The organism is Massilia sp. Root133, assembly GCF_001426525.1.
GTDB lineage: Bacteria > Pseudomonadota > Gammaproteobacteria > Burkholderiales > Burkholderiaceae_D > Telluria > Telluria orientalis.
On sequence record NZ_LMEW01000035.1, the window covers coordinates 237,613 to 257,931 of the forward strand.

At 66.9% G+C, this 20,319-nt stretch carries 23 protein-coding genes; 10 read left to right on the forward strand and 13 right to left on the reverse strand.

Features of this window, described 5'->3' with window-relative positions; genetic code table 11:
- Window positions 1-74: 74 nt before the first annotated feature.
- The 3 genes from ASD28_RS27855 (at window position 75) to ASD28_RS27865 (ending at window position 2,008) form a co-directional block, all read left to right on the forward strand.
- Window positions 75-266 carry a hypothetical protein gene (locus ASD28_RS27855; RefSeq protein WP_156403720.1) on the forward strand — a complete coding sequence of 64 codons (192 nt, stop codon included), beginning with the start codon at window positions 75-77 and terminating at the stop codon, window positions 264-266.
- A 288-nt stretch (window positions 267-554) separates the two neighbouring features.
- Window positions 555-1,067 (forward strand): hypothetical protein, encoded by a 513-nt coding sequence (locus ASD28_RS32170; RefSeq protein ID WP_156403721.1) that lies wholly within the window; start codon window positions 555-557, stop codon window positions 1,065-1,067.
- Complete coding sequence (locus tag ASD28_RS27865) at window positions 1,064-2,008, forward strand: tetratricopeptide repeat protein (RefSeq protein WP_056136440.1); 945 nt, start codon at window positions 1,064-1,066, stop codon at window positions 2,006-2,008. Before ASD28_RS32170 ends, ASD28_RS27865 begins: the two co-directional genes overlap by 4 nt.
- Window positions 2,009-2,020: 12 nt before the next feature.
- Here ASD28_RS27865 and ASD28_RS27870 read toward each other — a convergent pair whose 3' ends face one another.
- The gene (locus ASD28_RS27870; RefSeq protein WP_056136442.1) at window positions 2,021-2,920 is read right to left on the reverse strand and encodes an AraC family transcriptional regulator; all 900 of its coding nucleotides are present in this window, start codon (window positions 2,918-2,920) and stop codon (window positions 2,021-2,023) included.
- 101 nt (window positions 2,921-3,021) lie between these two features.
- Here ASD28_RS27870 and ASD28_RS27875 point away from each other — a divergent pair, with 101 nt between their 5' ends.
- Window positions 3,022-3,933, forward strand: a complete 912-nt coding sequence (locus ASD28_RS27875) for a DMT family transporter (protein WP_056136444.1) — start codon at window positions 3,022-3,024, stop codon at window positions 3,931-3,933.
- Here the strand turns inward: ASD28_RS27875 and udk are convergent.
- The gene (gene udk / locus ASD28_RS27880; protein WP_056136446.1) at window positions 3,908-4,549 is read right to left on the reverse strand and encodes a uridine kinase; all 642 of its coding nucleotides are present in this window, start codon (window positions 4,547-4,549) and stop codon (window positions 3,908-3,910) included. The two genes, ASD28_RS27875 and udk, sit on opposite strands and share 26 nt — an antisense overlap.
- Before the next feature lie 279 nt (window positions 4,550-4,828).
- Between udk and ASD28_RS32175 the strand changes: the two genes are divergently transcribed.
- Entirely contained in the window at window positions 4,829-5,371 is a 543-nt protein-coding gene (locus ASD28_RS32175; protein WP_156403722.1) for a hypothetical protein, read from the forward strand.
- 21 nt (window positions 5,372-5,392) lie between these two features.
- Here the strand turns inward: ASD28_RS32175 and ASD28_RS27890 are convergent, their stop codons facing one another.
- The 4 genes from ASD28_RS27890 to ASD28_RS27905 all read right to left on the reverse strand — a co-directional run bounded on the left by ASD28_RS27890 (window position 5,393) and on the right by ASD28_RS27905 (window position 7,642).
- Complete coding sequence (locus ASD28_RS27890; protein ID WP_056136450.1) at window positions 5,393-5,641, reverse strand: hypothetical protein; 249 nt, start codon at window positions 5,639-5,641, stop codon at window positions 5,393-5,395.
- Between the two features lie 157 nt (window positions 5,642-5,798).
- Window positions 5,799-6,299, reverse strand: coding sequence for a hypothetical protein (locus ASD28_RS27895; protein ID WP_056136452.1), 501 nt, complete (start codon window positions 6,297-6,299; stop codon window positions 5,799-5,801).
- 86 nt (window positions 6,300-6,385) lie between these two features.
- On the reverse strand, window positions 6,386-6,802 hold the full coding sequence (locus ASD28_RS27900; RefSeq protein WP_056136454.1) for a secondary thiamine-phosphate synthase enzyme YjbQ: 417 nt from the start codon (window positions 6,800-6,802) through the stop codon (window positions 6,386-6,388).
- Between the two features lie 39 nt (window positions 6,803-6,841).
- On the reverse strand, window positions 6,842-7,642 hold the full coding sequence (locus tag ASD28_RS27905; RefSeq protein ID WP_056136893.1) for an HDOD domain-containing protein: 801 nt from the start codon (window positions 7,640-7,642) through the stop codon (window positions 6,842-6,844).
- A 225-nt stretch (window positions 7,643-7,867) separates the two neighbouring features.
- Between ASD28_RS27905 and ASD28_RS27910 the strand changes: the two genes are divergently transcribed.
- Entirely contained in the window at window positions 7,868-8,311 is a 444-nt protein-coding gene (locus ASD28_RS27910) for an FKBP-type peptidyl-prolyl cis-trans isomerase (protein ID WP_056136456.1), read from the forward strand.
- A 177-nt stretch (window positions 8,312-8,488) separates the two neighbouring features.
- Here ASD28_RS27910 and ASD28_RS27915 read toward each other — a convergent pair whose 3' ends face one another.
- Both ASD28_RS27915 and ASD28_RS27920 read right to left on the reverse strand, forming a co-directional pair.
- The gene (locus ASD28_RS27915) at window positions 8,489-9,409 is read right to left on the reverse strand and encodes an alpha/beta hydrolase (RefSeq protein WP_056136458.1); all 921 of its coding nucleotides are present in this window, start codon (window positions 9,407-9,409) and stop codon (window positions 8,489-8,491) included.
- 19 nt (window positions 9,410-9,428) lie between these two features.
- Window positions 9,429-12,008, reverse strand: coding sequence for a glycoside hydrolase family 3 C-terminal domain-containing protein (locus ASD28_RS27920; RefSeq protein WP_056136461.1), 2,580 nt, complete (start codon window positions 12,006-12,008; stop codon window positions 9,429-9,431).
- 489 nt (window positions 12,009-12,497) lie between these two features.
- Between ASD28_RS27920 and ASD28_RS27925 the strand changes: the two genes are divergently transcribed.
- Window positions 12,498-14,579, forward strand: coding sequence for a GGDEF domain-containing protein (locus tag ASD28_RS27925; protein ID WP_056136463.1), 2,082 nt, complete (start codon window positions 12,498-12,500; stop codon window positions 14,577-14,579).
- Window positions 14,580-14,583: 4 nt separating this feature from the next.
- Here ASD28_RS27925 and ASD28_RS27930 read toward each other — a convergent pair whose 3' ends face one another.
- The 3 genes from ASD28_RS27930 to ASD28_RS27940 all read right to left on the reverse strand — a co-directional run bounded on the left by ASD28_RS27930 (window position 14,584) and on the right by ASD28_RS27940 (window position 17,048).
- Window positions 14,584-15,063, reverse strand: a complete 480-nt coding sequence (locus tag ASD28_RS27930; RefSeq protein WP_056136465.1) for a VOC family protein — start codon at window positions 15,061-15,063, stop codon at window positions 14,584-14,586.
- Between the two features lie 73 nt (window positions 15,064-15,136).
- Window positions 15,137-16,612, reverse strand: a complete 1,476-nt coding sequence (locus ASD28_RS27935) for an MDR family MFS transporter (RefSeq protein WP_229412431.1) — start codon at window positions 16,610-16,612, stop codon at window positions 15,137-15,139.
- Window positions 16,602-17,048, reverse strand: coding sequence for a MarR family winged helix-turn-helix transcriptional regulator (locus ASD28_RS27940; RefSeq protein WP_056136467.1), 447 nt, complete (start codon window positions 17,046-17,048; stop codon window positions 16,602-16,604). Before ASD28_RS27940 ends, ASD28_RS27935 begins: the two co-directional genes overlap by 11 nt.
- Before the next feature lie 116 nt (window positions 17,049-17,164).
- Between ASD28_RS27940 and ASD28_RS32360 the strand changes: the two genes are divergently transcribed.
- The 3 genes from ASD28_RS32360 to ASD28_RS32180 are packed head-to-tail and all read left to right on the forward strand — an operon-like array spanning window position 17,165 to window position 17,996.
- Window positions 17,165-17,533: a DUF6404 family protein gene (locus ASD28_RS32360; RefSeq protein WP_160410234.1), complete on the forward strand. Its 369-nt coding sequence runs from the start codon at window positions 17,165-17,167 to the stop codon at window positions 17,531-17,533.
- An 11-nt stretch (window positions 17,534-17,544) separates the two neighbouring features.
- The gene (locus tag ASD28_RS32365) at window positions 17,545-17,868 is read left to right on the forward strand and encodes a nuclear transport factor 2 family protein (RefSeq protein ID WP_056136471.1); all 324 of its coding nucleotides are present in this window, start codon (window positions 17,545-17,547) and stop codon (window positions 17,866-17,868) included.
- Window positions 17,838-17,996: a hypothetical protein gene (locus ASD28_RS32180; protein WP_156650953.1), complete on the forward strand. Its 159-nt coding sequence runs from the start codon at window positions 17,838-17,840 to the stop codon at window positions 17,994-17,996. Before ASD28_RS32365 ends, ASD28_RS32180 begins: the two co-directional genes overlap by 31 nt.
- A 6-nt stretch (window positions 17,997-18,002) precedes the next feature.
- Here the strand turns inward: ASD28_RS32180 and ASD28_RS27955 are convergent, their stop codons facing one another.
- Together ASD28_RS27955 and ASD28_RS27960 are read right to left on the reverse strand one after the other, a co-directional pair.
- On the reverse strand, window positions 18,003-19,223 hold the full coding sequence (locus ASD28_RS27955; protein WP_082577172.1) for a glycosyltransferase family 9 protein: 1,221 nt from the start codon (window positions 19,221-19,223) through the stop codon (window positions 18,003-18,005).
- 252 nt (window positions 19,224-19,475) lie between these two features.
- A complete protein-coding gene (locus ASD28_RS27960) occupies window positions 19,476-20,129 on the reverse strand; it encodes a PRC-barrel domain-containing protein (protein WP_056136472.1) in 654 nt (217 codons plus the stop codon).
- Between the last annotated feature and the right edge of the window lie 190 nt (window positions 20,130-20,319).

Genomic DNA, 20,319 nt, shown 5'->3' on the forward strand with positions numbered 1-20,319 from the left:
CCGCTTACAGCGTTTTGATAGAGGGTGAAATGGCATTATCGGTGAAGGTAATTTCTGACAAAATTTCGGACCACATGCGTCGCGAGGCGCTCGATGTCCTGACCATGCGCTGGCCCAGGTTCTACACGTTCTGCGAGCGCGACCGGATCAAGGAGAGTTTCATCGACGCGCTGGCGGCGCAACTGAAAACGGAGAGCATCCTGCTGGTGCAAGGGCACGCCGTCGTCGCCTTCGTGAAGGACTTCGACTTTTCTCCCATGCGCTGATCGGCATCGACGATGACGTTTTCGCACATCGAAACGAGGTCCTGTCCAGCCGTGGTGCGGTATGACCTCGCTACGGACGGCCGCCACGGCGGGCCGGCTGTCATCTTCGCGAGGAAGGCCGTCCCGGCGGGTGGGCGGGACGACGCGACGGACCTGGTGATCGTATCGGGGCCGCTGGGACAGCACGGCGCGCTGGCCACGGCTGTCCAGCTCTCCGAGCGTCATGCCGGACCGGCCCTGCGCATTGCCGTATGCGAGCCCGAGCGGGAGGATGACACCCGGTCGGGCATGGCCAGCCCCGTCCTGCTGGCAGCCTTCGACGCCGTGTTCGTGGTCCGTCGTTCCGCCAGCGTACAGTTCGTGCGCCGTCTGGTGCGTGCGCTGACGATCCCTGACGATACGCCCAACTGGATCGGCTGCGCGTGGGGCGACGTCCGCCACGCCGTCAAACCGGCGTGCGGTGCGCGCCTGGCGCGTCATGGCTACGGCACGGCTGGACGGGCGGAAGCCGCGTGCACCGCGGCGATGGCGCACATGGAACGGCAGGGCGCATGTCTGCGTGACGCAGGGAGCGTGTGCGTTTCCGTGACGACGGCCGGGCCGGCCTTGCCGGGCAAGGAAGCGCTGGACGTGGTCATCCTCCTGCGTGCCGCAATGCACCCTGCTGCCACGATCATCCAGAGCCTGGGATGCGACGCCACGCTGCCGCCCGGGACGCTCGACGTGAGCGTGTTCGCGTTCGGCGGCGACGTCACGGGTGTCCCGGTTTCAACCCATCATCAGGAGAACGCCCGACCATGAGCGCCGGCTATCGATTTGCACGATCCGCTTTTCACCGCTTCGTCGCCGACGACGAGAAGGTTTCCATCAAAATGCTGCGTGAGCTCGACGCTGCGGACCACGCCCATGCGTCGCTGGTCGAAGCCTTCATTCGGCTCAAGCATAGCCGCAGGTTCAAGGACCCGGACGCGATCCTGGCCGCGTTCAGGAAAGCCGGCGAACTGGGTGTCCCGTACGGGAACTTTTATGCCGGGTTGTGTTATGCGAACGGATACGGCACGCGCAAAAACCGCAGGACGGCCGAGCGGCGCTATCGCGACGGGGCCGACCATGGATGCATCAGCGCCCTGTTCGCGCTGGGGAAAATGTATCGCCGGGGAGAAGGCGTCGTGCCGCATATCCCGCTGGCGCTGCAATTCTTCGAACGCGCGGCCACGGCGCGGGTCCCTTATCCTGGCCCCGATGCCAGGGGGCAGTGCGACACGATCCTGGATCACGTGCATACCCACGAGAGGGACGTCAAGCTGCTCGCCATGGAGCAATTGGGCGAGTTGTATTGGGACGAATCGTTTGGCGTTCCGCAGGATATCGCGAAGGCGCGACACTGGTTTCGCCAGGCCGCGGACGCGGGGTCGGCGGATGCGAGACGTCATCTCAGGAAGCTGCCGCCTGCGCCGCCGCCGCGCAAGACGGTCGTCCCGGGTCCGCCGCCACCGCCGCCCCCGCCCCCGGGGCCCGAGATCAGGCTGCATGGTATCGACAAGGCCGAGGCCTACCTTCTGGGGCAGATGCATGCGGGCGCTCCGCATCCCGATTACAAGCTGGCGGCGCGCCATTTTTTCATTGCCGAGCAACTGGGGCACCGCGAAGCGAAGCGCGAGCTCGAGGCGATCGAGGCGGCCGTTGGCGGGCGGGCGTACGGCCTGTTTTTCGCCGGCTGGAATGCGACTTTCCGGCCTTGAGGAGGTGGCTTCTCAAGGTGCCACGACTTGCCGGAAGCGCCGCGGCGACGTGCCCGTCGCGGCCCGGAAGCGATGGCCGAAGTGCGACAGGTCCGCATAACCGCACAGGTCGGCGACCTGCTGCAAGGGCAGGGTGGTGGTCTTCAACAGCGTGCGGGCCTGCTCGAGGCGGCGCCCGGCGATCCAGGCCGACGGCGGCATGCCGAACGAGACGCGGAACATGCGCGCCAGGTGGAACTCCGACAGGCAGGCCACCTGCGCCAGCGTGCCGAGCGTGATGGGTTGTGCCAGGTTCGCGTCGATGTAGTCGGCGAGGCGGCGGCGCAGCAGCGGCGCGAGGCCGCCCTTGAGCCGCAGTTCGCGCCGCAGCACGCCTTGTGAGCGCAGCAGTTCGCTCAGCGCGTCGTGGGTGATCTCGTTGGCGCGCAGCAGATGGTCGGCGCCTTCCCACGGCGTCGCGATCAGCGACTGGCACAGGCGCAGCAGGGCGGGACTTTCGAAGTAGGTGCGGTCGGCGAGCGTGATCTCGCGCGGTTCGCGGTCCAGCTCCACCACGGCCCGGCGCGTGAAATGCTCCGGCATGAAGTACACGTGCAGCAGGCGCAGATGGTCGCGCACCACCCATTCCGATTCATGGTCGTCCGGCAGCGTGCACAGGCGCAGCGGCGCGCCGTACTGCCTGTGCATGCCGCTGCGTTCCGTGCGGTAGCCGCCGCCCAGGTAGCAGGAGAGGGTGTGGTGGCCGGGCCGGTCGTACACGGTCAGCGCTTCACGGGTGTCGCGCTGCCAGATCGCCGCGGCCATGCCGTCGCCCAGCCACACGAAGCGTTCGAGCGTGGCGTCGGTGCCGCACATGGTGTCGAAGACGGCGTGCGCGACGGAAGAGGGGCGGGGAGCGGGATGGGAGAGCATGCGAAAAAGTCTAGCATTCTTCCGCAGGCCGTACCGACAGGGCATCGGAAAAGCGCAAGACCAGACAAGTCCGCGCCGCCGGCCGCGCGCATCATGGCAGCATGAATATCTTCCTTTACCTGCTCACCGTCGTCATCTGGGGCACCACCTGGATCGCGATCAAGTTCCAGCTCGGCGTCGTCCCGGCCCCGGTGTCGATCGCCTACCGTTTCTGGATCGCCGCCGCCGTGCTGTTCCTGTTCCTGCTCGCCACGCGCCGGCAAGTGTGGCCGCCGCGCCAGGCATGGCGCTACCTGCTCGCGCAGGGCATCGCCCTGTTCTGCTGTAATTTCCTGTGCTTTTATTACGCCAGCCAGTGGGTGCCGAGCGGCCTGGTGGCCGTGGTCTTTTCGACCGCGCCGATCTGGAACGCGGTCAACCTGCGCCTTTTCATGGGGCGTCCGATCCGGCGCGAGGTGCTGGTCGGTTCCTTGCTCGGCCTGTCCGGGATCGCGCTGCTGTTCCTGCCGCAGATGCAGGGCCACTGGAACGACCACGGCATGCTGCTCGGCCTGGGCCTGTCACTGCTGGGCACCGTGTGCTTTTCGACGGGGAATCTGCTGTCGAGCCGCATGCAGGCGCTCGGCCTGACGCCGCTGCTGACCAATACCTGGGCCATGCTGATCGGCTCGACCATCGTCGGTGGCGGCGCATGGTTGCTGGGCATGCCGTTCACGCTGGATGCCAGCCCGCGCTACCTGGGCGCGCTGTTCTATCTCGCCGTCCCCGGTTCCGTCATCGCATTCACGGCGTACCTGGTGCTGGTCGGGCGCATCGGGCCGGACCGCGCGGCCTACTCGACGGTGCTGTTTCCCGTCGTCGCGTTGAGCGTATCGACCGTGCTCGAGGGGTATCACTGGACGTTGCCGGCCTTCGGCGGCGTCGCGCTGGTCCTCGGCGGCAACCTGCTGGCTTTCAGGAAGCCGGCTGCCGCCGCCGCGCCAGGGATCAGGACCGCTTCAAGTTGCCGATGACGCTCGCCACCTTGGTGGTGATGACGTCGACCGCGGGATCATTCGCGCCGTGGGGGAGGATGACGTCGGCGTAGCGCTTGGTCGGCTCGATGAACTGCTTGTGCATCGGGCGGACCGTTTCGAGGTACTGGTTGACGATGCTGTCCATCGTGCGGCCGCGTTCCGCGATATCGCGCTGCATGCGGCGGATGAAGCGGACGTCGGCCGCGGTGTCGACGAAGATCTTCAGCGACATCATGTCGCGCAGGTCCGCGTCGTACAGGGCAAACAGGCCTTCGATCACGATGACCGGGGCCGGTTTCACGGGGATCGTTTTCGTGGAGCGGTTGTCGATCGTGAAGTCGTACTCCGGCATCGCGATCGTTTCGCCGTTGCGCAGCGCCTGGACGTGCTGGACCAGCAACGGCCAGTCGAACGCTTGCGGGTGGTCGTAATTCTGCTTGCGGCGGACTTCCGGGGTGAGGTCGGACTGGTCGCGGTAGTAATCGTCCTGCATCACGACCGAGACCATCTCGGTGCCGAACGACGCCAGCACCTGCTGGGTCACCGTCGACTTGCCGCTGCCGCTGCCGCCGGCGACGCCAATGACGAACGGCTGGAAAGGAATCTGGTTCATCCCTGCATGATACCGGAGTGGTGCAGGGACTGACAGGGCCGGTACGGCCAGCTTCTCCCCATCACCTTCCGCATCAAGTCATCATTGTATTGACAATGACTCATTTCTGTTGCAACGTCGCAACCAGTACATAATGATCTGTCGGGAAATTGTACTCTTGGTCGAAATCGCTCGACCGTTAAACGAATCTCGTGGATGATTAACATTATGTAGGAGTGATCCTACGTTGAATAAATGTTAAGCATACGCAGTGAATCACGCACTGCAAGCGAGGTAAAGATGGCGAATTTCCAAAGTACGTCGACGGCCGGTTCCGACCTCGTCAGGCGGCCGAGCTGGGTCGTACCAGCCCGTGGAAGCTGGCAGGGCATTGCCGCTTGCGCGATCGTGCTTGCCGAGGACACGGGCCGCGTGCTCGTCAAGCAATGTATTCCTGCGGATGGCGCGGGCCCCGAGTGGGGGACATGGACGGCAGACGTCCTCGCCGGGCAGTCGCCGTTGCAGGTCGCGATCAACACGATCGCCGAGCGCTGCGCGTATGAAGGCGATCTCGCGTTGAGCCGCCTCACGCCGTTTTCCGATGCGCGCTTCTTCGTCCAGCACAACTACGTCGCCGTCGTACCGCAGGAGTTCGAACCGCGCCTGGGTGACGGATGCCTGGGGTATCAATGGTGCGAGCTGGACCGGCTGCCCCAGCCGTTGTCGCCGGCGCTGGCCCATCTGCTCGACAGGTCGGGCAGCGATGTCCGCGCCATGGCCGATCTGTACAAGGGCATCCACGGCCTGGCCGGCACGTTCGATCCTCTGCGGTTCGAGGACTGAGGAATTCGCTTTCCGGTGCAATCAGTACCTTGCGTCCTGGCTGTGCTTGTACCGACGGTACGTTCCAGCAACCTCGGAGGCGATCAGTAGCACGCCCGCCAGCAGGAACGCGTATTTCAGTTGCCACGGGACCGCGGTCGGCAAGACCTTGTCGAACAGCAGGAAGATGGCGAAACATGCGGACCAGGCGGCGTCCATCCAGCGTCGCGACAGAAGGGCAATAAGCGCCGACAGTGCCAGGCATACCATCGGCCAGTCGTTCCAGTGCATGTCGTCTCCATTCACCTCAAGGTGCGCCGGCCCGCGTCTCACGGCTGGCTTCGGCGCTTGTTGTTATGCGGCGGCACTTCCAAGGCGTCCACGGGTGGAATGATCTTGCCGAAGCGCCAGCATGGCTCATGCGGCGCCGCGAAGGATCGCGCGGGCATCAGCGGTCGATGGCAGCGGCAAGCCGGCTCGCGCGTTGCGCCGACTGCGCATCGGCCGCCGGGAATTGCAGCGCGAACGACAAGACCTGCGGCGGCTTGTCGTCCGGCGTGACGTGGACTTCGTAATAGACGGGCTTGCCGTCGCCGGCGGTGGAGGCGTAGCGGAACTGGACGGACTTCTGGACGCCGAACAGGACGTTTTTCCGCGGCGGCACCTGCAGGCGGATGGTTTTTCCTTCCAGCGGCCGGGTCACCGGCTGCATCGTCGAGAATCCGCCGACAGTGTCATCGATCCGCTTCAGCGTGTGCGCGGTCGCCGCGGTATCCTTCGTCACTTCCGGTGAGAACAGGGCGGCGGCCTCCTGGAAGCGCTGGTGCTGGAGTGCGGCGACGAACCTGGCGGCTGCCGCGGCGCGGCCCGCGTCGTCGTACGCGCTTGCGTGGGATACCAGGGACGTGCAGAGCGCGAGGGCGCCGAAGGCCGCTGAACGGAATCGCATGGTCGATGGGGGTGTCGTTGACGAGCTTGCAGGATACCCGTTTGCACTCGCAAGAATTCCTCGGAATCTCACCGGAATGCCGTGACTCAGTCCCCCAGCACCGTCACGACCACCTTGCGCCGATGCTCCGCCACCCGATGCTCCCACAAATACATCCCCTGCCACGTCCCGAGCATCAGCCGCCCGTCGCCGACGGGCACCGTCACGAACGTGGACGTCAGCATCGTGCGCGCATGCGCCGCCATGTCGTCCGGTCCTTCCGTATCGTGGTGGTACGCGGGATCACCGTCCGGCACCAGGCGCCGGATGATGGTTTCCAGGTCGTGGCGCACGTCCGGGTCGGCGTTTTCGGTGATCAGGAGTGAACAGCTCGTGTGCTGCACGAACACGTGCGCGAGGCCGCAGCGGATGCCCGAGCGGGTGACGACGTCGGCGACGGCCGCAGTGATGTCGCGGCTGCCGCGGCCGAACGTGTTGAATTCGAGGGTGGACTGATAGGACATGGTCGGCTCCTTGCAGATCCGACCATGCTACACGATCGTTCAGGGTTCGGCCGAGAACGACGCATGCGACGGAAAGCGCACCGACATCCATTCGCGCGACAGGCGCAGCGTGTCGACCACTTCGGCCGGCAGGGTGTCGAGGATCGCGGGGTCGTCGCTGGGCGTGTCGGCCAGCAGGCTGGCCAGGTGGATGATGCCGCCCAGCTGGCAGAACGGGTGCGCCGCCATCGGGTCGGACGAGTTCTCCAGCGCACGCACGATCTTGTCGGGGAAGTTCCAGCGCCGTCCCAGTTCCGCCGTGATCTCGCCTTCCGACAGGCCCAGCAGGCGCTGCTCGCGTTCCCAGCGGCCGCCCGGCAGGTGCGGCAGCTGCTCGATCGCGGCGAAGGTCGTCGGGTCCACCTGGTAGACCAGCAGTTCGCCCAGGCGCAGCATCATGCCGGCCAGCCAGGCTTCGCTGCCGTCCAGGCCGATGCCGCCCGCGAGCCATTTCGCGTAGCCGGCGCAGGCCATGCTGCTTTTCCAGAACTCGTCCGAATCCAGGCCGGGCAGGGCGGGAAAGGCGTCGGAGAAGCACGTGGCCAGCGCCAGCGTGCGGATGTGGGCCATGCCCGCGAGGGAGATCGCCTCGTCGAGCGAGCTGACGTTGCGGCGCGAACCGAAGCGGGCGCTGTTCGCCAGGCGCATCAGCTTGGCCGTCAGGGCAGGGTCGCGCGCGATGATCGCCGCCACGTTCCTGGCGGATGCGTCGTCGTCATCGAGGGTTTCGATCAGGGCATGGGCCACTGCGGAGATCGTGGGCAGTTTGACGTCGTCAAACAATGTCGTGAGGCTAATCATGGGCATCTTTCGTCATCCAGCGTCGTCGGTCCGACGCGACCGATTCAGTGTACGCCGCGCTGCTATTGCCCTATCGAATTTTTTTCGTCCTCACGGGCAATTTGTTGCTGATGCGCCTGCTCAGAACATCAAGCTTGAATTTGTAACAAAGAAAAACAAATGTAAAGGCAAGCCAGGCATGTACATGGGGTATGGTTGCAGGTTCTTCTAATAACGAGAGACACCATGAATCTGAAGCCTGCCTTTGCCTGCACCGCCATCCTTGTCGCCGTCCTGAGCCTTGCCGGTTGCGGCGGTGGTGGTGGTGGGTCGTCCTCCAGCACCGTCGTCGTGGCCAATCCGTCCCAGTTCAGCGCGACGGATGTCGTGCTGGGCACCGGTACCGAAGCGGCCACCGGCAAGACGGCCACCGTGACCTATACCGGCTGGCTGTACAGCGACACGGCGACGGACCACAAGGGCACGCAGTTCGACACCGGCACGTTCTCGTTCACGCTCGGGGCGAACCAGGCGATCGCCGGCTTCGACCAGGGCGTGACGGGCATGAAGGTGGGCGGCAAGCGCACCTTGCTGATTCCATCCAGCCTGGGCTACGGGGCGAGCGGGAACGGCGCGATTCCCGCGAATGCCGGGCTGGTGTTCGATGTGGCGCTGACGGCGGTGCAGTAAGCGGAGCCGCAGGAGTCACGGTAAGTCAGTGTTTATCACGTCGTCCCCGCGCAGGCGGGGACCCAGGTTTTCAGACGCGCCGCAGCGCTGGCAAAATTGGCCCCCCGCCTCCGCGGGGGCGACGTAGAATTGGCCCCCCGCCTGCGCGGGGGCGACGTAGTCAAGAGCGCGAGTCCGTCACGCCTTCGGCTTCAGGTAGCCGTGCATGCCGAGCCACCGCGCGAACGCATCGAACCACCCGGTGCTGGTGGTCGCCTTCTGGTACATGCCGAAGCCGTGTCCACCCTGTTCGAACAGGTGGAATTCGACGGGCCGCTTGGCCGCGCGCCAGCTGTCGACGAGGCCGAAGCCGCTGTTGCCGAACAGCGGATCGTCCGCCGCCAGCCCGACGAACAGCGGCGGCGCGTCGGCCGGCACCTTGACGGCGGCGAGCGGGCCGTAGATGTCGCCGATGAACGCGGGCTTCGCGTCCTGGCCGTACAGCGTCGTCGCCATCGTCAACATCGCGCCGGCGGAAAAGCCCAGCATGCCGATGCGGTCCGGGTCCACGTGCCACGCGCCCGCCCGCGCGCGCACGAGCGCGAACGCGGCGCGCGCGTCGGCGATCTGCGGCGCCAGCGTCACGGCCGGATTATCGGTCGGCGGACGGTTCGGACGAGACGCGCCCGAGAACATCTTCGCCATCTCGTCCGCGAACGCATCCATGTCCTGCGGGGTCTGGTTCAGCCGGTACTTCAGCACGAACGCGGCGACGCCCTTGTCGGCCAGCGCCTTCGCCACGTCCCAGCCCTCGTTGTTCATCGACAGCGTACGGAAGCCGCCGCCCGGCGCGACGATCACGGCGGCGCCGGTCGCCTTCGCGGGGTCGGGCAGGAACGGCGTCAGGGTCGCGACCGTGACGTTGCGCGCGAAGACGCTGCCGTACTGGCTGTGCCAGCTCTCCTGCGCTTTCGCACCCGGCAGCGGACCCGTGTTCAGCACGATGGCGTTCGGTTGCGCGGGCGCCGCGATGGGCGTCATCTTGTCGTTCTGCGCGTGGGCGGGTGCCGCGAGCGCATAGGCGATGACGGTGGCAATCAACAGTCTGGTCTTCATCATGTAGTCTCCTTTGTTATGGTTATTGCGCCAGCACGACGGTCTGTTTCAAGGTCAGCGTGCCGTCCTGCTGCGCCACGCCGGTGCCCGGCTGGCCGGAACCCACGCTCAGCTTGTACTGGCCGGGCGTGAGCTGGCGGACGCCGTCCCGCGTGACGAAACTGAGGTCGCGCGGCGACAGCGTGAAGCTGATCTTGCGCCGCTCGCCGGCCTTCAGCGGCACGCGCTGGAAGCCGCGCAGCGCGACACGCGGCGCGCCCTCGAACGCGGGCGGCGTCAGGTACAGCTGCGCCACTTCGTCACCGTCGCGCTTGCCCGTGTTGGCGACTTCCGTCGTGACGACGATGCCGTTCTCGGGCGCTCCAGCGACCGGTTCGATGCGCAGCGGCGCATAGTCGAACGTCGTGTACGAGAGACCCGCGCCGAACGGATACACGGGCGTGCCCGCGTAGTAGCGGTAGGTGCGGCCCTGCATCGAGTAATCGTCGAACGGCGGCAGGTCGGCGAGGCTGCGGTAGAAGGTGAGGGGCAGGCGGCCGCCCGGATCGGCGCGGCCCGTCAGCACGTCGGCGATGGCGGCGCCGCCGGACTGGCCCGGATACCACGCTTCCAGGATCGCGGCCGCATTGTCCTTCGCCCACGACAGGTCGATGGCGCTGCCGTTCATCACGACGACGACGAGCGGCTTGCCCAGCGCCTTGGCCCGGGCCAGCAGTTCGCGCTGCTCGGCCGGCAGGTCGAGCGACGTTTTATCGCCGCCGGCGAAGCCCTCGACCTTGATGGCCATCTCTTCGCCTTCCAGGTCCGACGTCAGGCCGACGACGGCGACGATCACGTCGGCATCCGCGGTGCCGGCCTTCAGGTCCTGCTCGGGCGCCGTCGAGACGCGTTTCCAGAACAGCCCGGGCACGCCCGTGGATCCCGTCTCGGCCTGGAAGCGCAGCGGATAGCGCTGGCCCTTCTCGAGGCGCACGTCGGTGAGCTTCAGCGGTTCGCCCCATTGCGAGTACGTGGTCGCCTGCACGGCGGGCTTGCCGCCGATCGTCAGTTCGCCCTTCACGCCCGTCACGCCGAGACGGTACGTGCCCGTCTCCGGCGCGACGAGGGCGCCGGTCCACACGACCTTGTGCTTGTCCGCGACGTCCTTGAACTGGAGCGCGTGCGATTCCAGGCGCGGTTCCGTGCGGACGAGGACCGGTTTGCTGTCGCTGCCATTGATGTACTCGGCGCGCAGGCCAGGCTTGCCGTCCGGCGTGCGCAGCGCGCTGGTCGGGACCGGATCGCCGTCCGTGATCGACGCGGCGGCCGGCACGAGCGTCACGCGCGCCTGCGGCAGCACGCGGCGCAGGCCGTCGACGACGGAGACCGGCGGCGCGGACTGCGTCGACGAATAATTCCCGCGCAGGACACGCGTGGCGTCGGCCAGCGGGCCGATCACGGCGACTTTGACGCCCGGCTTCAAAGGCAGGGTGCCGTCGTTCTTCAGCAGCACGAGGCTCTTGCTTGCGGCCTGCAGCGCGAGGTCGCGGTGGGCGGGCGTGTCGATCGCGTTCACCGGCGTCTGGTTCGGCTTGCGCTGCGCGAGGCCCGCGAGGTCGCCGTTGCGGTAGCGCGCGGAGAACAGGCGGACGAGGGCCGTGTCGATGTCGCCCATGGAGAGCAGGCCGCGCTTCCACGCTTCGCGGTAACGCTCGCCCAGGCCCTTCGTGTCGCCGAGGGTCTTCGTGTTGCACTCGTTGTCCGTGCCGGCCTTCAGCGCGACGGCGGCCGCCGCGGCGGGATCGGGCGCGTACTTGTGGTGCTCGTCGATGTCCGTGACGGCATCGCAGTCGGACACGACATAGCCCTTGAAGCCCCACGCGCCGCGCAGGTGATCCTTCAGCAGCAGGTCGCTGCCGCAGGCCGGCTGGCCGTTGATGCGGTTGTAGGCGCACATGATCGATCCGGCCTTCGCATCGACGATGGCGGCGCGGAAGGCGGGCAGGTACGTGTCCTCCAGGTCGTGGCGCGACACGAACACGTCGGCCACGTGGCGCGTCGACTCCGGGCCGCTGTGCACGGCGAAGTGCTTCGGCGTGGCGACGACGTCCGGCAGGTCCGGGTTCGGCCCCTGGATGCCCTGGATGAACGCGACGCCCAGCTGCGCCGTCAGGTACGGGTCTTCGCCATAGGTCTCCTGGCCGCGGCCCCAGCGCGGGTCGCGGAAGATGTTGATGTTCGGCGACCAGGTGTCGAGGCCCGTGCCGATCCGGCCCAGGTGGCCCGTCTGGCGGCCCAGCGTGTGCAGCGCGCGCACTTCCGTGCTGATCGCGGACGCGACCTTGTGCACGAGCGGCGCGTCGAACGTCGCGGCGAGGCCGATCGGTTCCGGGAAGTTCGTCGTGGGCAGCGGCCCCAGCGCGCCGTGCAGCGACTCGGTCCACCAGTTATAGGCGGGAATGCCGAGGCGGGGCAGGGCGGGTGCGACGTTGAGCAGCTGGTCGATCTTCTCGTCCAGCGTCATCTGCGCGACCAGGGCGCGGGCGCGGGCGTCCGCATCCGTGCGCGCTTCAGGGGATGTGGTGGTGGTCTGTGCCACGGCCGGCAGCGCCGCGGCGAGCATCAGGGCGCCGCACAGGGCGGTGCGCGTGATGCCTCTCGATAAGTCTCCTGCTTGACCAATTCGTTTGGTCTTATCTTTTTGCATAGGGGTACCTTAAAAGGTCATGCCATCGGATGGGCTCCGTACATGATAGATGAGTGAGAAATGATTGCGATAACAAGAGGTGCCCGGCTCATCGGCGGCGTTCGATCGCTGCCGCAACCGTGGGTCGATCACGGGTGCGGGAAGGAAGGAATGCGCACATTGAGCCGGACGAGGAACAATGTAGTGGAGGAATTGTTCGGAAGCCAATAACTTTTTGGTGAGAGCCGATATCGGAATGGGTATCGGTCGCGGCAGGCGCTCTACTGTTACTTAACATTAATGTTATACGCGAACATATTCACAATGTTGTGCTCGCACATCGCTCGTATTGTTTCGTTGAGGAAAGTCAAAGTTGAGTCCATAATGGCCTCAACAGAAGTATTGACTTCCAGCCGGCGCCTCGTCATGCCTTTTCCTCACCGCCTCGTCTCCATCCTGCTCGTGACCGCCACGGCGCTCGGGCCGGTTGCGCACGCCGGTACCCCGACCATCGATCCCCGGGCGGAAGTGGACGCGATCCGGGACCTCGCGCAGGACGCCCCGCGCGCGGCGCTCGACCGGGTACAGGCCGCGCGCCGCGACCTGGGGCCGAACGCGCCCTACGACGCCCGGCAGATGCTGTTGCGCACGGAAGTGGCGCTCAGGGAAGACCTGGGCCAGCAGGACTCGGCCTATACGCTCGAACGCGAATCGCTGCAACTGGCGCAGGCCAGGGGCGACACGGCGGGCGTGGCGCTGGCCATGCTGGGCCAGGTGCGCGAGCTGCTCGACGCCCATCGGCTGGACGATGCCCAGGCGCTGCTCGACAGGATCGTGGCCCAGGCGCCGAAAGACACGGCGCTGACGTTCAAGGTGTCGGTCGAGCGCACGCAGGGCGATATCCTGAACCTGCGCGCCCGGCTGGACGAGGCGCTGGCGGCCTACCTGCGCGGCCTGCGGCTGTTGCAGGGCCAGCCCGGCGAAAGCGGCAGGCGCGCCGTGCTGTACGCCCGGATCGCCCAGGTGTACGCGAATGCCGACAATCCCGCCAAGGCGATCGAGCATGCCGACCTGGGGCTGGCGGAAAAGAAGATGTCGCTGCGGTCGCTCGCGTCGCTGCAGTTCACCCGTGCCATCGCCCTGGTCAGGATCGGCCGCGACGGCGAAGGCATCGCCGCGTTCGAGAATGCGCTGGCGACGGCGGTGCGCGCGGGATTCCAGGGCATGGAAGCGGCGGCCCGCGGCAATATCGCGGACTATTATCTGCAGCACCACGACTACGTCCGCGCGGAAGCGGAGTCGCGCGAGGCGCTGGTCGTGTCGGAAAAAGGCAGCGACCAGAACGTCATCCAGATGGCGCGCGCCAATCTCGGCTTTTCGCTGATGGGGCAGGGGCGCATCGCCGAGGGCCTGCCCTGGGTCGACGGCGTCATCGCGCACCTGCGCAAGGACAAGCTCACCGGCGACCTCGAGGCGATGCTGGACGAGAAGGGCCGCATGCTGGAGCGCGCGGGCCAGTACCAGCAGGCGCTGGCGATCGTGCGCGAGCAGCAGTCGCTGCAACAGCAGAGCGCCCGGGTCGCGCGCGACCGCGCGATCGCGACGCTGCAGGAAGAATTCGACGCCCACCGCCGCAGCCAGCAGATCGTCCTGCTGCAGCGTGAAAACCGGCTGAAGGATGCCGAGCTGAACAACCGCCGCACGGTGCAGCTCGCGACGACGTTCGCCGCCGTGCTGACGGTGCTGGCGGGCGCCGTCGTGACGGTCCTGTACCGGCGCACGGCGCGCAGCAACGCGCAGCTAAAGGAATTGAACGTGCAGCTCGAATTCGGTTCGACCCACGACGCGCTGACGGGCCTGCATAACCGCCGCTCGCTGACGAACCGGATGAGCGTCCGCAAGGACGACCGCCGGCATCCGGTGCCCGACGCGGTCGACTGCTTCGTCCTGATGGACATCGACCATTTTAAAAGCATCAACGACCGCTGGGGCCATGGCGCGGGCGACGCGGTCCTCGTCGACGTCGCGCGCCGACTCGCCGCGGCCGTGCGCGACACCGACATGGTGGTGCGCTGGGGCGGCGAGGAATTCATGATCCACGCGCCGGCGATGGACCCGGCCAGCGTCGCCGGCATGGCGGAGCGGATCCTGGACGCGATCGGCGCCAGGCCCGTCGACGCGGGCACGTGCGCGATCCCGGTGACGCTCACCGCCGGCATCGTCGCGCTGCCGGGCGCCGGCACCGCGTTCGACTGGCAGTGCGCCGTGCGCCTGGCCGACTGGGCGCTGTATCAGGGCAAGGCGCAGGGCCGCAACCAGGCGCGCATCGTCACGCGCCTGTACGCGCCGGCGGACACCGTGATGGCGGCGCTCGACCGCGACGGCGAAGACGTCGCCGCGCTGCTGGCGCTGGAGGGCGTGCACGGCCCGCGCCAGGTGGTGGAACGGGCGGCGCCGCCCAGGCGCGACACGGGCGGCGGCACCCTGCACGCCATGGTGCGCGCGTGACCGATCAGCCGCGCCGCGCTGCCTCGATCGCGGCGACGTCGATCTTCTTCATCTCCATCATCGCGTTGAACGCGCGCTTGGCCGCGGCCCGGTCGGTGCCCGTAAACGCTTCCATCAGCACGCGCGGCGTGATCTGCCACGACACGCCCCACCGGTCGCGGCACCAGCCGCACGCGTTCTCCTCGCCGCCGTTGCCGACGATCGCATTCCACAGGCGGTCCGTCTCTTCCTGGTCCTCGGTCGAGACCTGGAACGAGAACGCGTCGGTGTGCTTGACGCCGGGACCGCCGTTCAGGCCGAGGCACGGGATGCCCATCACGGTGAACTCCACCGTCAGGACACTGCCTTCCTGGCCGGCCGGATAGTCGCCGGGCGCGCGGTGGACGGCGCCGACGGCACTGTCGGGGAATGTCTGCGCATAGAACGCCGCCGCATCCAGGGCGTCGTTGTCGTACCACAGGCAAATCGTGTTCTTGCTGATCATCTCGTCTCCCTTCGTGGTCTGGAAATGGAGCGGAAACGATAGCACGGCGCGCGGCTCGCCGGCGTGTGGCTGCTCATCGCTCGGCCTGCGCGGGATGCCCCGCCAGCGGCAGTTCAGGCAGGAACAGCAGCGCGACGAGCCCCGCCAGCACGATCAGCGCGCCGGCGCCGAAGATGTTGGCGATGGCGTGGCGGTACACGTCCACCGTCAGCGCCTGCGCGGCGGGCAGCGCACTCGCCGCGCGGGCGACGTCGGCGATGCCGTGCGCGTGCACCTGGTGTGCGAGGATGGCGCCGGAGCCCGTCACGCCGAGCAGCCCGCCGAGCGAGCGGAAGAACGTCAGCATCGCCGTGCCCACGCCGCGCCGCGGGACGGGCAGCGCGTTCTGCACGGCGATCGTCATGTTGGGCATTACGAGGCCCAGGCCCGCGCCCAGCATGAAGATCGCGGGCTCGATGATCCAGTAGCCGCGCGCCGTGTCCATGCCCCACGCGAGGACCGCGAACGCCAGCACCGCCGCCGACAGTCCCGCCACCTGCACGGCCTTGTACTTGCCCGAGCGCGACAGCACGCGGCCGTTCAGCGTGGACGACGCGATCATCCCGACCATCATCGCCACCGTCATCATGCCCGAATGCGCGGGGCTGCTGCCCATCACGAGCTGGAAGAACAGCGGGAAGAACACGCTCGCGCCCATCAGGCCCATGAACGTCAGCGCCATCACGATGCTGGCGATGTTGAAGACGCGGCTGTGGAACAGGTCCGGCGGCAGCACGGGTTCGGCCGCGCGGCGCAGGTGCACCATCAACCAGCCGCCGGGCACGACCGTCAGCGCGGCGCACACCTGCACCTGCACCGAATCCCACGCCCATTCCGTGCCGCCCAGCGCGAGGATCAGCAGCAGCGCCGTGATGGTCACGGTGAGCAGCACGGAGCCAAGATAGTCGATGCGGTGCGCGTGCGTCTGCACGGGCTTGCGCAGCGAGCGCGCGATGGCGTAGAAGGCGACGGCGCCGACGGGCAGGTTGATGAAGAAGATCCAGTGCCACGACAGCAGGTCCGTCATCATCCCGCCCAGCACGGGACCGAGCACGCTGGTGACCGCGAACACGATGGCGATCGAGCCCTGGCGCCGCGCCCGTTCCTTCGGCGGCACGAGGTCGCCGATGATGATCTGCGCCAGCGGCATGAAGCCGCCGGAACCCATGCCCTGGATGGCGCGGAACGCGATCAGCTGCGTCATGCTCTGCGCGAAGCCGCACAGCACGGAGCCCAGCAGGAAGGTCGCGAGCGCCGTGAAGATCATCGGACGCCGGCCGTACTGGTCGGCCAGCTTGCCGTACAGCGGCATCGTGGCGGTGGACGCGAGCACGTACGCCGTCACGACCCACGACAAGTGGTTCATGCCGCCCAGGTCGCCCACGATGCGGGGCAGGGCGGTGGCGACGATGCTCTGGTCGAGTGCCCCGAGGCCCAGCACGGCCATCAGGGCCAGGTAGACGGAACGGATTTCGTGGGCGTCGGCTTGCGTGGGGGATTCAATCTTCATGGTCGGCGAGGAAGTTGAGGGCGTCGATGGCGCCGGCGAGCGCGGCCATCTGGTCGGGCGGCAGGCGGGCGATGCGTTGCGACAGCCAGTCGTGGCGGCGGTCGCGCAACTGGCGCAGCGCTTTGTGGCCGGCCGGGCTGACGTGCAGGCCGCTCCTGCGCCGGTCGTGCTCCTGGGCGGCGCGCTCGACGAGGCCGGCCGCTTCCAGCGCCTTGACCTGGCCGCTCATCGTCGGGCTGCGCACCTGCTGCATGCGCGCGAGCTCGGCCACGCCGATGCCGGGGTGTTCATGGATCACGTGCAGGAGCATCGCCTGCATCAGCGACAGGCCTTGTTCCTGGCGCTCCGTGTCGCGCCGCATCTGGCGCACGAGGCCCTTGAGGGCCGTGCGCAGGTCTTCGGACAGGCGTTCGATGTGTTGGTCGTAGTTGGGCATGGGTAATATAGGTAGGCTACCTAACTATATTACGCGCATCGCGCCGCGCATGCAAATGGTGTCTTCGTGACAATGCACGCATTTTTTCCGCGACACATTTGATAAGGTGGCGCACTATGCATTTTCGAGCCCAACTGGACCGTTCCCTCGCCATGCTGTCCGCGCGCGGCCTGGCGCGCCGTCACGCCGCGCCGCCGTTGTTCCGGTTGCTGTGGAAGCTTGGCGTCCGCGTCCGCCCGCCGCACTTCCTCGGCTTCGCCCACGTCGCCCTCGTCTACGGGACGTGGTTCACGTGCGCATGGGGCCTGTTCATGTGGCTGCTCGTGTGGTCGCAGCAGGGACTGGACTTCCTGGGCGTGGCGCTCAGGTCCGGCGGCGCGGGTGCGGCGTTCGGCTTGATGATGGCGTGGTTTTATACGCGCGAACGCAGGGAATTCGGGCTCCCGGCCTGGGAATCGTTCGGCCGGGACGAACAGACAGGCTGAACGGGGGACGCATGTACCACGCCATCGTGCGGCGCAGGATCACCAACGCTTTTGCCGGCCTCAGCGCGGGAAGCATCGACGCCATCACGGACGAGCTCGCACCGGACGCCGTGCATTACTTCGTCGGTACGCATGCGCTGTCCGGGACGCGCCGCACGCCGGAAGCCATCCGCGCATGGTACGAGCGCCTGTTGCGCCTGCTGCAGGGCATCCGGTTCACGTTGCACGAGGTCCGCGTGTCGGGCTGGCCGTGGCGCACGCAGGTCGAGGCGATCTGGACCGAGACGACCACGGCACGGATGGCGTGCAGACGTCCGCCGAGGGCGTCAACCTGATCGAGGTCCGCTGGGGCAAGGTGACGAGCGTGCGCATTTATCCGGACACGGCCATGCTGGAGCGGACGCTGCAGCGCATCGCGGCCAAGGGCACGGCGGAAGCGCTGGCCGCGCCCATCACCTCCTGAAGCGGCTTACAGCGTCTGCCAGCCCAGTGCGGCCATCACTTCGTCCACGCCGATCCTGTCGACCCAGTCGTCACGCCGCGCGACCGTAATCACGGTGCTGTTGTGCTTGTCGATGGGTGCCCATTCCGGATTCTTTTGACGCATCAACGCGATCACGGGGACGTGCACCGCATTCGCCAAATGCATGACGGCCGTCTCGACGGAGACGATCAGCTTGCACAGGCTGAGGATGGCCGGCAGCTGGAAGAAATTGTCTTCGGCACTGAACAGATGGGTGCGCGCGAGGTCGTGGCGGGCGAACAGGGCACGGGCGCGCGCCAGGTCTTCCGGGACGACGTTGACGATGAAGCCGGCGTCGTGCCACGCGGCGTCCCGCTGCATCGTGCAGATCAGTTCGATCACCCGTTCAAGCGGCCACGAGCGCTCGACCGATTTCGAGTACGCATTCAGGAACACGACCTTGGGCGCCGTCACGCCGGTGGCGCCGAATTCCCAGGCGGCGAACTGGCCGTGCGCGTAGTCCAGCCAGCGGTCGGGGATGGACAGCACGGGATAGCGTGCGGCCGGCGGGATCGTGATGCCGAACAGCTGCGTGAACCAGTCGGCGTAGATGTCACTGATGTGCTGGTCCGGATGCGATGCCGTGTTGTACGCGGAAATGAAGGCGTCCAGCTTGCGGTAGGCGAGGTGCTTCGGGAGGTCATAGGAGCGCACGCGCTTCTTCTGGCCCACGACGAAGCCGTGCGGGCTGATCTTGCGGGCCAGGCCCGCGTACTTGTGCCGGTCCAGCACGGCGAGCGACACGACGATCGGGTAATCCTGCTGCCTTGCCTCCTGCAGCGAGGCCTTGTACAGCGCGGGGCTGTAGGTTTCGTCGTAAACCTTGTTGAAGCAGGGGCATTCGGCCAGCCAGTCGTACAGCGCGTATTTTTTCAGATGCGGCCAGTCCGCGGCCCGGCGCGTGCGGCGGCGCTCGTCGACCCACAGGTCGATCTTCAGGTGTGGGAAGGCGTGCGCGAAGGCGGCGAAGCAGCTTTGCAGGTAAGTGAAATCGCCCAGCGCCAGGTGGGCGATGAACAGGATCCTGTCGGCACGCGCGAGCAGCGCGCGGTCGACCAATGCCGTGCGGGCGGCCGTGTCGGCCAGCCAGTCCGTGTCGAATGCGCCCGGCTGTGCGTGGCCACCCCAGCTGTCCAGTTTCAGCGTCTGTTCACTCGAGATCTTCATAGCAAAATTGTAGAGGGCGAATGGCCGGGGTAAAACAGTCGGTGCTGTAAAGTTGGGTAAAGCTTTTGTTAAGAATTACCAGACCAGGATGACGTCCGTATTGCATGCCGGGGTAATGGGAAATGGCTGATTAGTAAATATTGCATCCCGTCAGTCTGCCAGATTGCATGGCAAAACGATGCACTGTTGAGGTTACAAGTTGTAACGACGTGCACCACCGGCCGTTGCGGGCCGATGGTGCGTGGTCCGGCGTCAGCCCAGGTTGCTGCCGCGGATCTTGCTCAGGTCGGTGTCGCTGCCGGCCGTACCGGGCCGTGGATCGAGGCTACCGCCGGCGCCGCCGCCGGGCATGGCACTGCCCGCGCCCGTGCCCATGTCGGATGAGCCGGCATGCCCCGCGCCCATCGAGCCCATGCCGGCACCCGCGCCCGTGCTGGCGCCAGCGCCGCCGCCGACCATGCCGCGCATCGCCACGTCCGGTCCCATGCTGGGCGCGCCGGAACGCATCGGGTCGGTGCCATAGAAGCTGTGGATGTGCTGGGCCCATTGCGCGTCGGCCATGTCGGGCCAGGCATCCTTGTCGAAGCCGGGGGCGTTCCGCAGGCGTTCCTTCTCGATGTCGAGCACGAAGCGCTTGTTGACGGTGTCCAGGTGCAGGGCTTGCCAGGGCACGGCGAACAGCTTGTCGCCCATGCCCAGGAAGCCGCCGAAGGACAGCACGGCGTAGGCGACCTGGCCGGTCTGCATGTCGAGCATGATTTCCTTGATGTCGCCCAGGTCGTCGTTGGCGGCGTTGACGACACTGTCGCCGATCAGGGTGTCGGCGCCCATCAGCGCCGGGCCGGGGCCGGCATGTCGCCCCGTGGCCTTGTACATGCCGTATTTGTCGCGATCTGCGTAGCTCATCTCTCGTCCTCCTGATGTCGATGATTGCAGGGCTGTCGGTGTGCGGTACCCATCAAGGGTAGATGGGCCTCCTCGTACGCGTTTGCGTCCACTCAATCGTGCGCCAATGCGGTACGCGCCGACGCTCCGATCCTAGTCCCAATCCGCATTGCCGTGCGCCCGCTAGATGCCAGGAAAAAGACGACGGGCA

Excerpts from the sequence above, each read along its gene's own strand:
- ASD28_RS27855 (WP_156403720.1), top strand. The coding sequence starts at position 75 with ATGCGTCGCGAGGCGCTCGATGTCCTGACCATGCGCTGGCCCAGGTTC.
- ASD28_RS32170 (WP_156403721.1), top strand. The coding sequence starts at position 555 with ATGGCCAGCCCCGTCCTGCTGGCAGCCTTCGACGCCGTGTTCGTGGTC.
- ASD28_RS27865 (WP_056136440.1), top strand. The coding sequence starts at position 1,064 with ATGAGCGCCGGCTATCGATTTGCACGATCCGCTTTTCACCGCTTCGTC.
- ASD28_RS27870 (WP_056136442.1), bottom strand. The coding sequence starts at position 2,920 with ATGCTCTCCCATCCCGCTCCCCGCCCCTCTTCCGTCGCGCACGCCGTC.
- ASD28_RS27875 (WP_056136444.1), top strand. The coding sequence starts at position 3,022 with ATGAATATCTTCCTTTACCTGCTCACCGTCGTCATCTGGGGCACCACC.
- udk (WP_056136446.1), bottom strand. The coding sequence starts at position 4,549 with ATGAACCAGATTCCTTTCCAGCCGTTCGTCATTGGCGTCGCCGGCGGC.
- ASD28_RS32175 (WP_156403722.1), top strand. The coding sequence starts at position 4,829 with ATGGCGAATTTCCAAAGTACGTCGACGGCCGGTTCCGACCTCGTCAGG.
- ASD28_RS27890 (WP_056136450.1), bottom strand. The coding sequence starts at position 5,641 with ATGCACTGGAACGACTGGCCGATGGTATGCCTGGCACTGTCGGCGCTT.
- ASD28_RS27895 (WP_056136452.1), bottom strand. The coding sequence starts at position 6,299 with ATGCGATTCCGTTCAGCGGCCTTCGGCGCCCTCGCGCTCTGCACGTCC.
- ASD28_RS27900 (WP_056136454.1), bottom strand. The coding sequence starts at position 6,802 with ATGTCCTATCAGTCCACCCTCGAATTCAACACGTTCGGCCGCGGCAGC.
- ASD28_RS27905 (WP_056136893.1), bottom strand. The coding sequence starts at position 7,642 with ATGATTAGCCTCACGACATTGTTTGACGACGTCAAACTGCCCACGATC.
- ASD28_RS27910 (WP_056136456.1), top strand. The coding sequence starts at position 7,868 with ATGAATCTGAAGCCTGCCTTTGCCTGCACCGCCATCCTTGTCGCCGTC.
- ASD28_RS27915 (WP_056136458.1), bottom strand. The coding sequence starts at position 9,409 with ATGATGAAGACCAGACTGTTGATTGCCACCGTCATCGCCTATGCGCTC.
- ASD28_RS27920 (WP_056136461.1), bottom strand. The coding sequence starts at position 12,008 with ATGCTCGCCGCGGCGCTGCCGGCCGTGGCACAGACCACCACCACATCC.
- ASD28_RS27925 (WP_056136463.1), top strand. The coding sequence starts at position 12,498 with ATGCCTTTTCCTCACCGCCTCGTCTCCATCCTGCTCGTGACCGCCACG.
- ASD28_RS27930 (WP_056136465.1), bottom strand. The coding sequence starts at position 15,063 with ATGATCAGCAAGAACACGATTTGCCTGTGGTACGACAACGACGCCCTG.
- ASD28_RS27935 (WP_229412431.1), bottom strand. The coding sequence starts at position 16,612 with ATGAAGATTGAATCCCCCACGCAAGCCGACGCCCACGAAATCCGTTCC.
- ASD28_RS27940 (WP_056136467.1), bottom strand. The coding sequence starts at position 17,048 with ATGCCCAACTACGACCAACACATCGAACGCCTGTCCGAAGACCTGCGC.
- ASD28_RS32360 (WP_160410234.1), top strand. The coding sequence starts at position 17,165 with ATGCATTTTCGAGCCCAACTGGACCGTTCCCTCGCCATGCTGTCCGCG.
- ASD28_RS32365 (WP_056136471.1), top strand. The coding sequence starts at position 17,545 with ATGTACCACGCCATCGTGCGGCGCAGGATCACCAACGCTTTTGCCGGC.
- ASD28_RS27955 (WP_082577172.1), bottom strand. The coding sequence starts at position 19,223 with ATGAAGATCTCGAGTGAACAGACGCTGAAACTGGACAGCTGGGGTGGC.
- ASD28_RS27960 (WP_056136472.1), bottom strand. The coding sequence starts at position 20,129 with ATGAGCTACGCAGATCGCGACAAATACGGCATGTACAAGGCCACGGGG.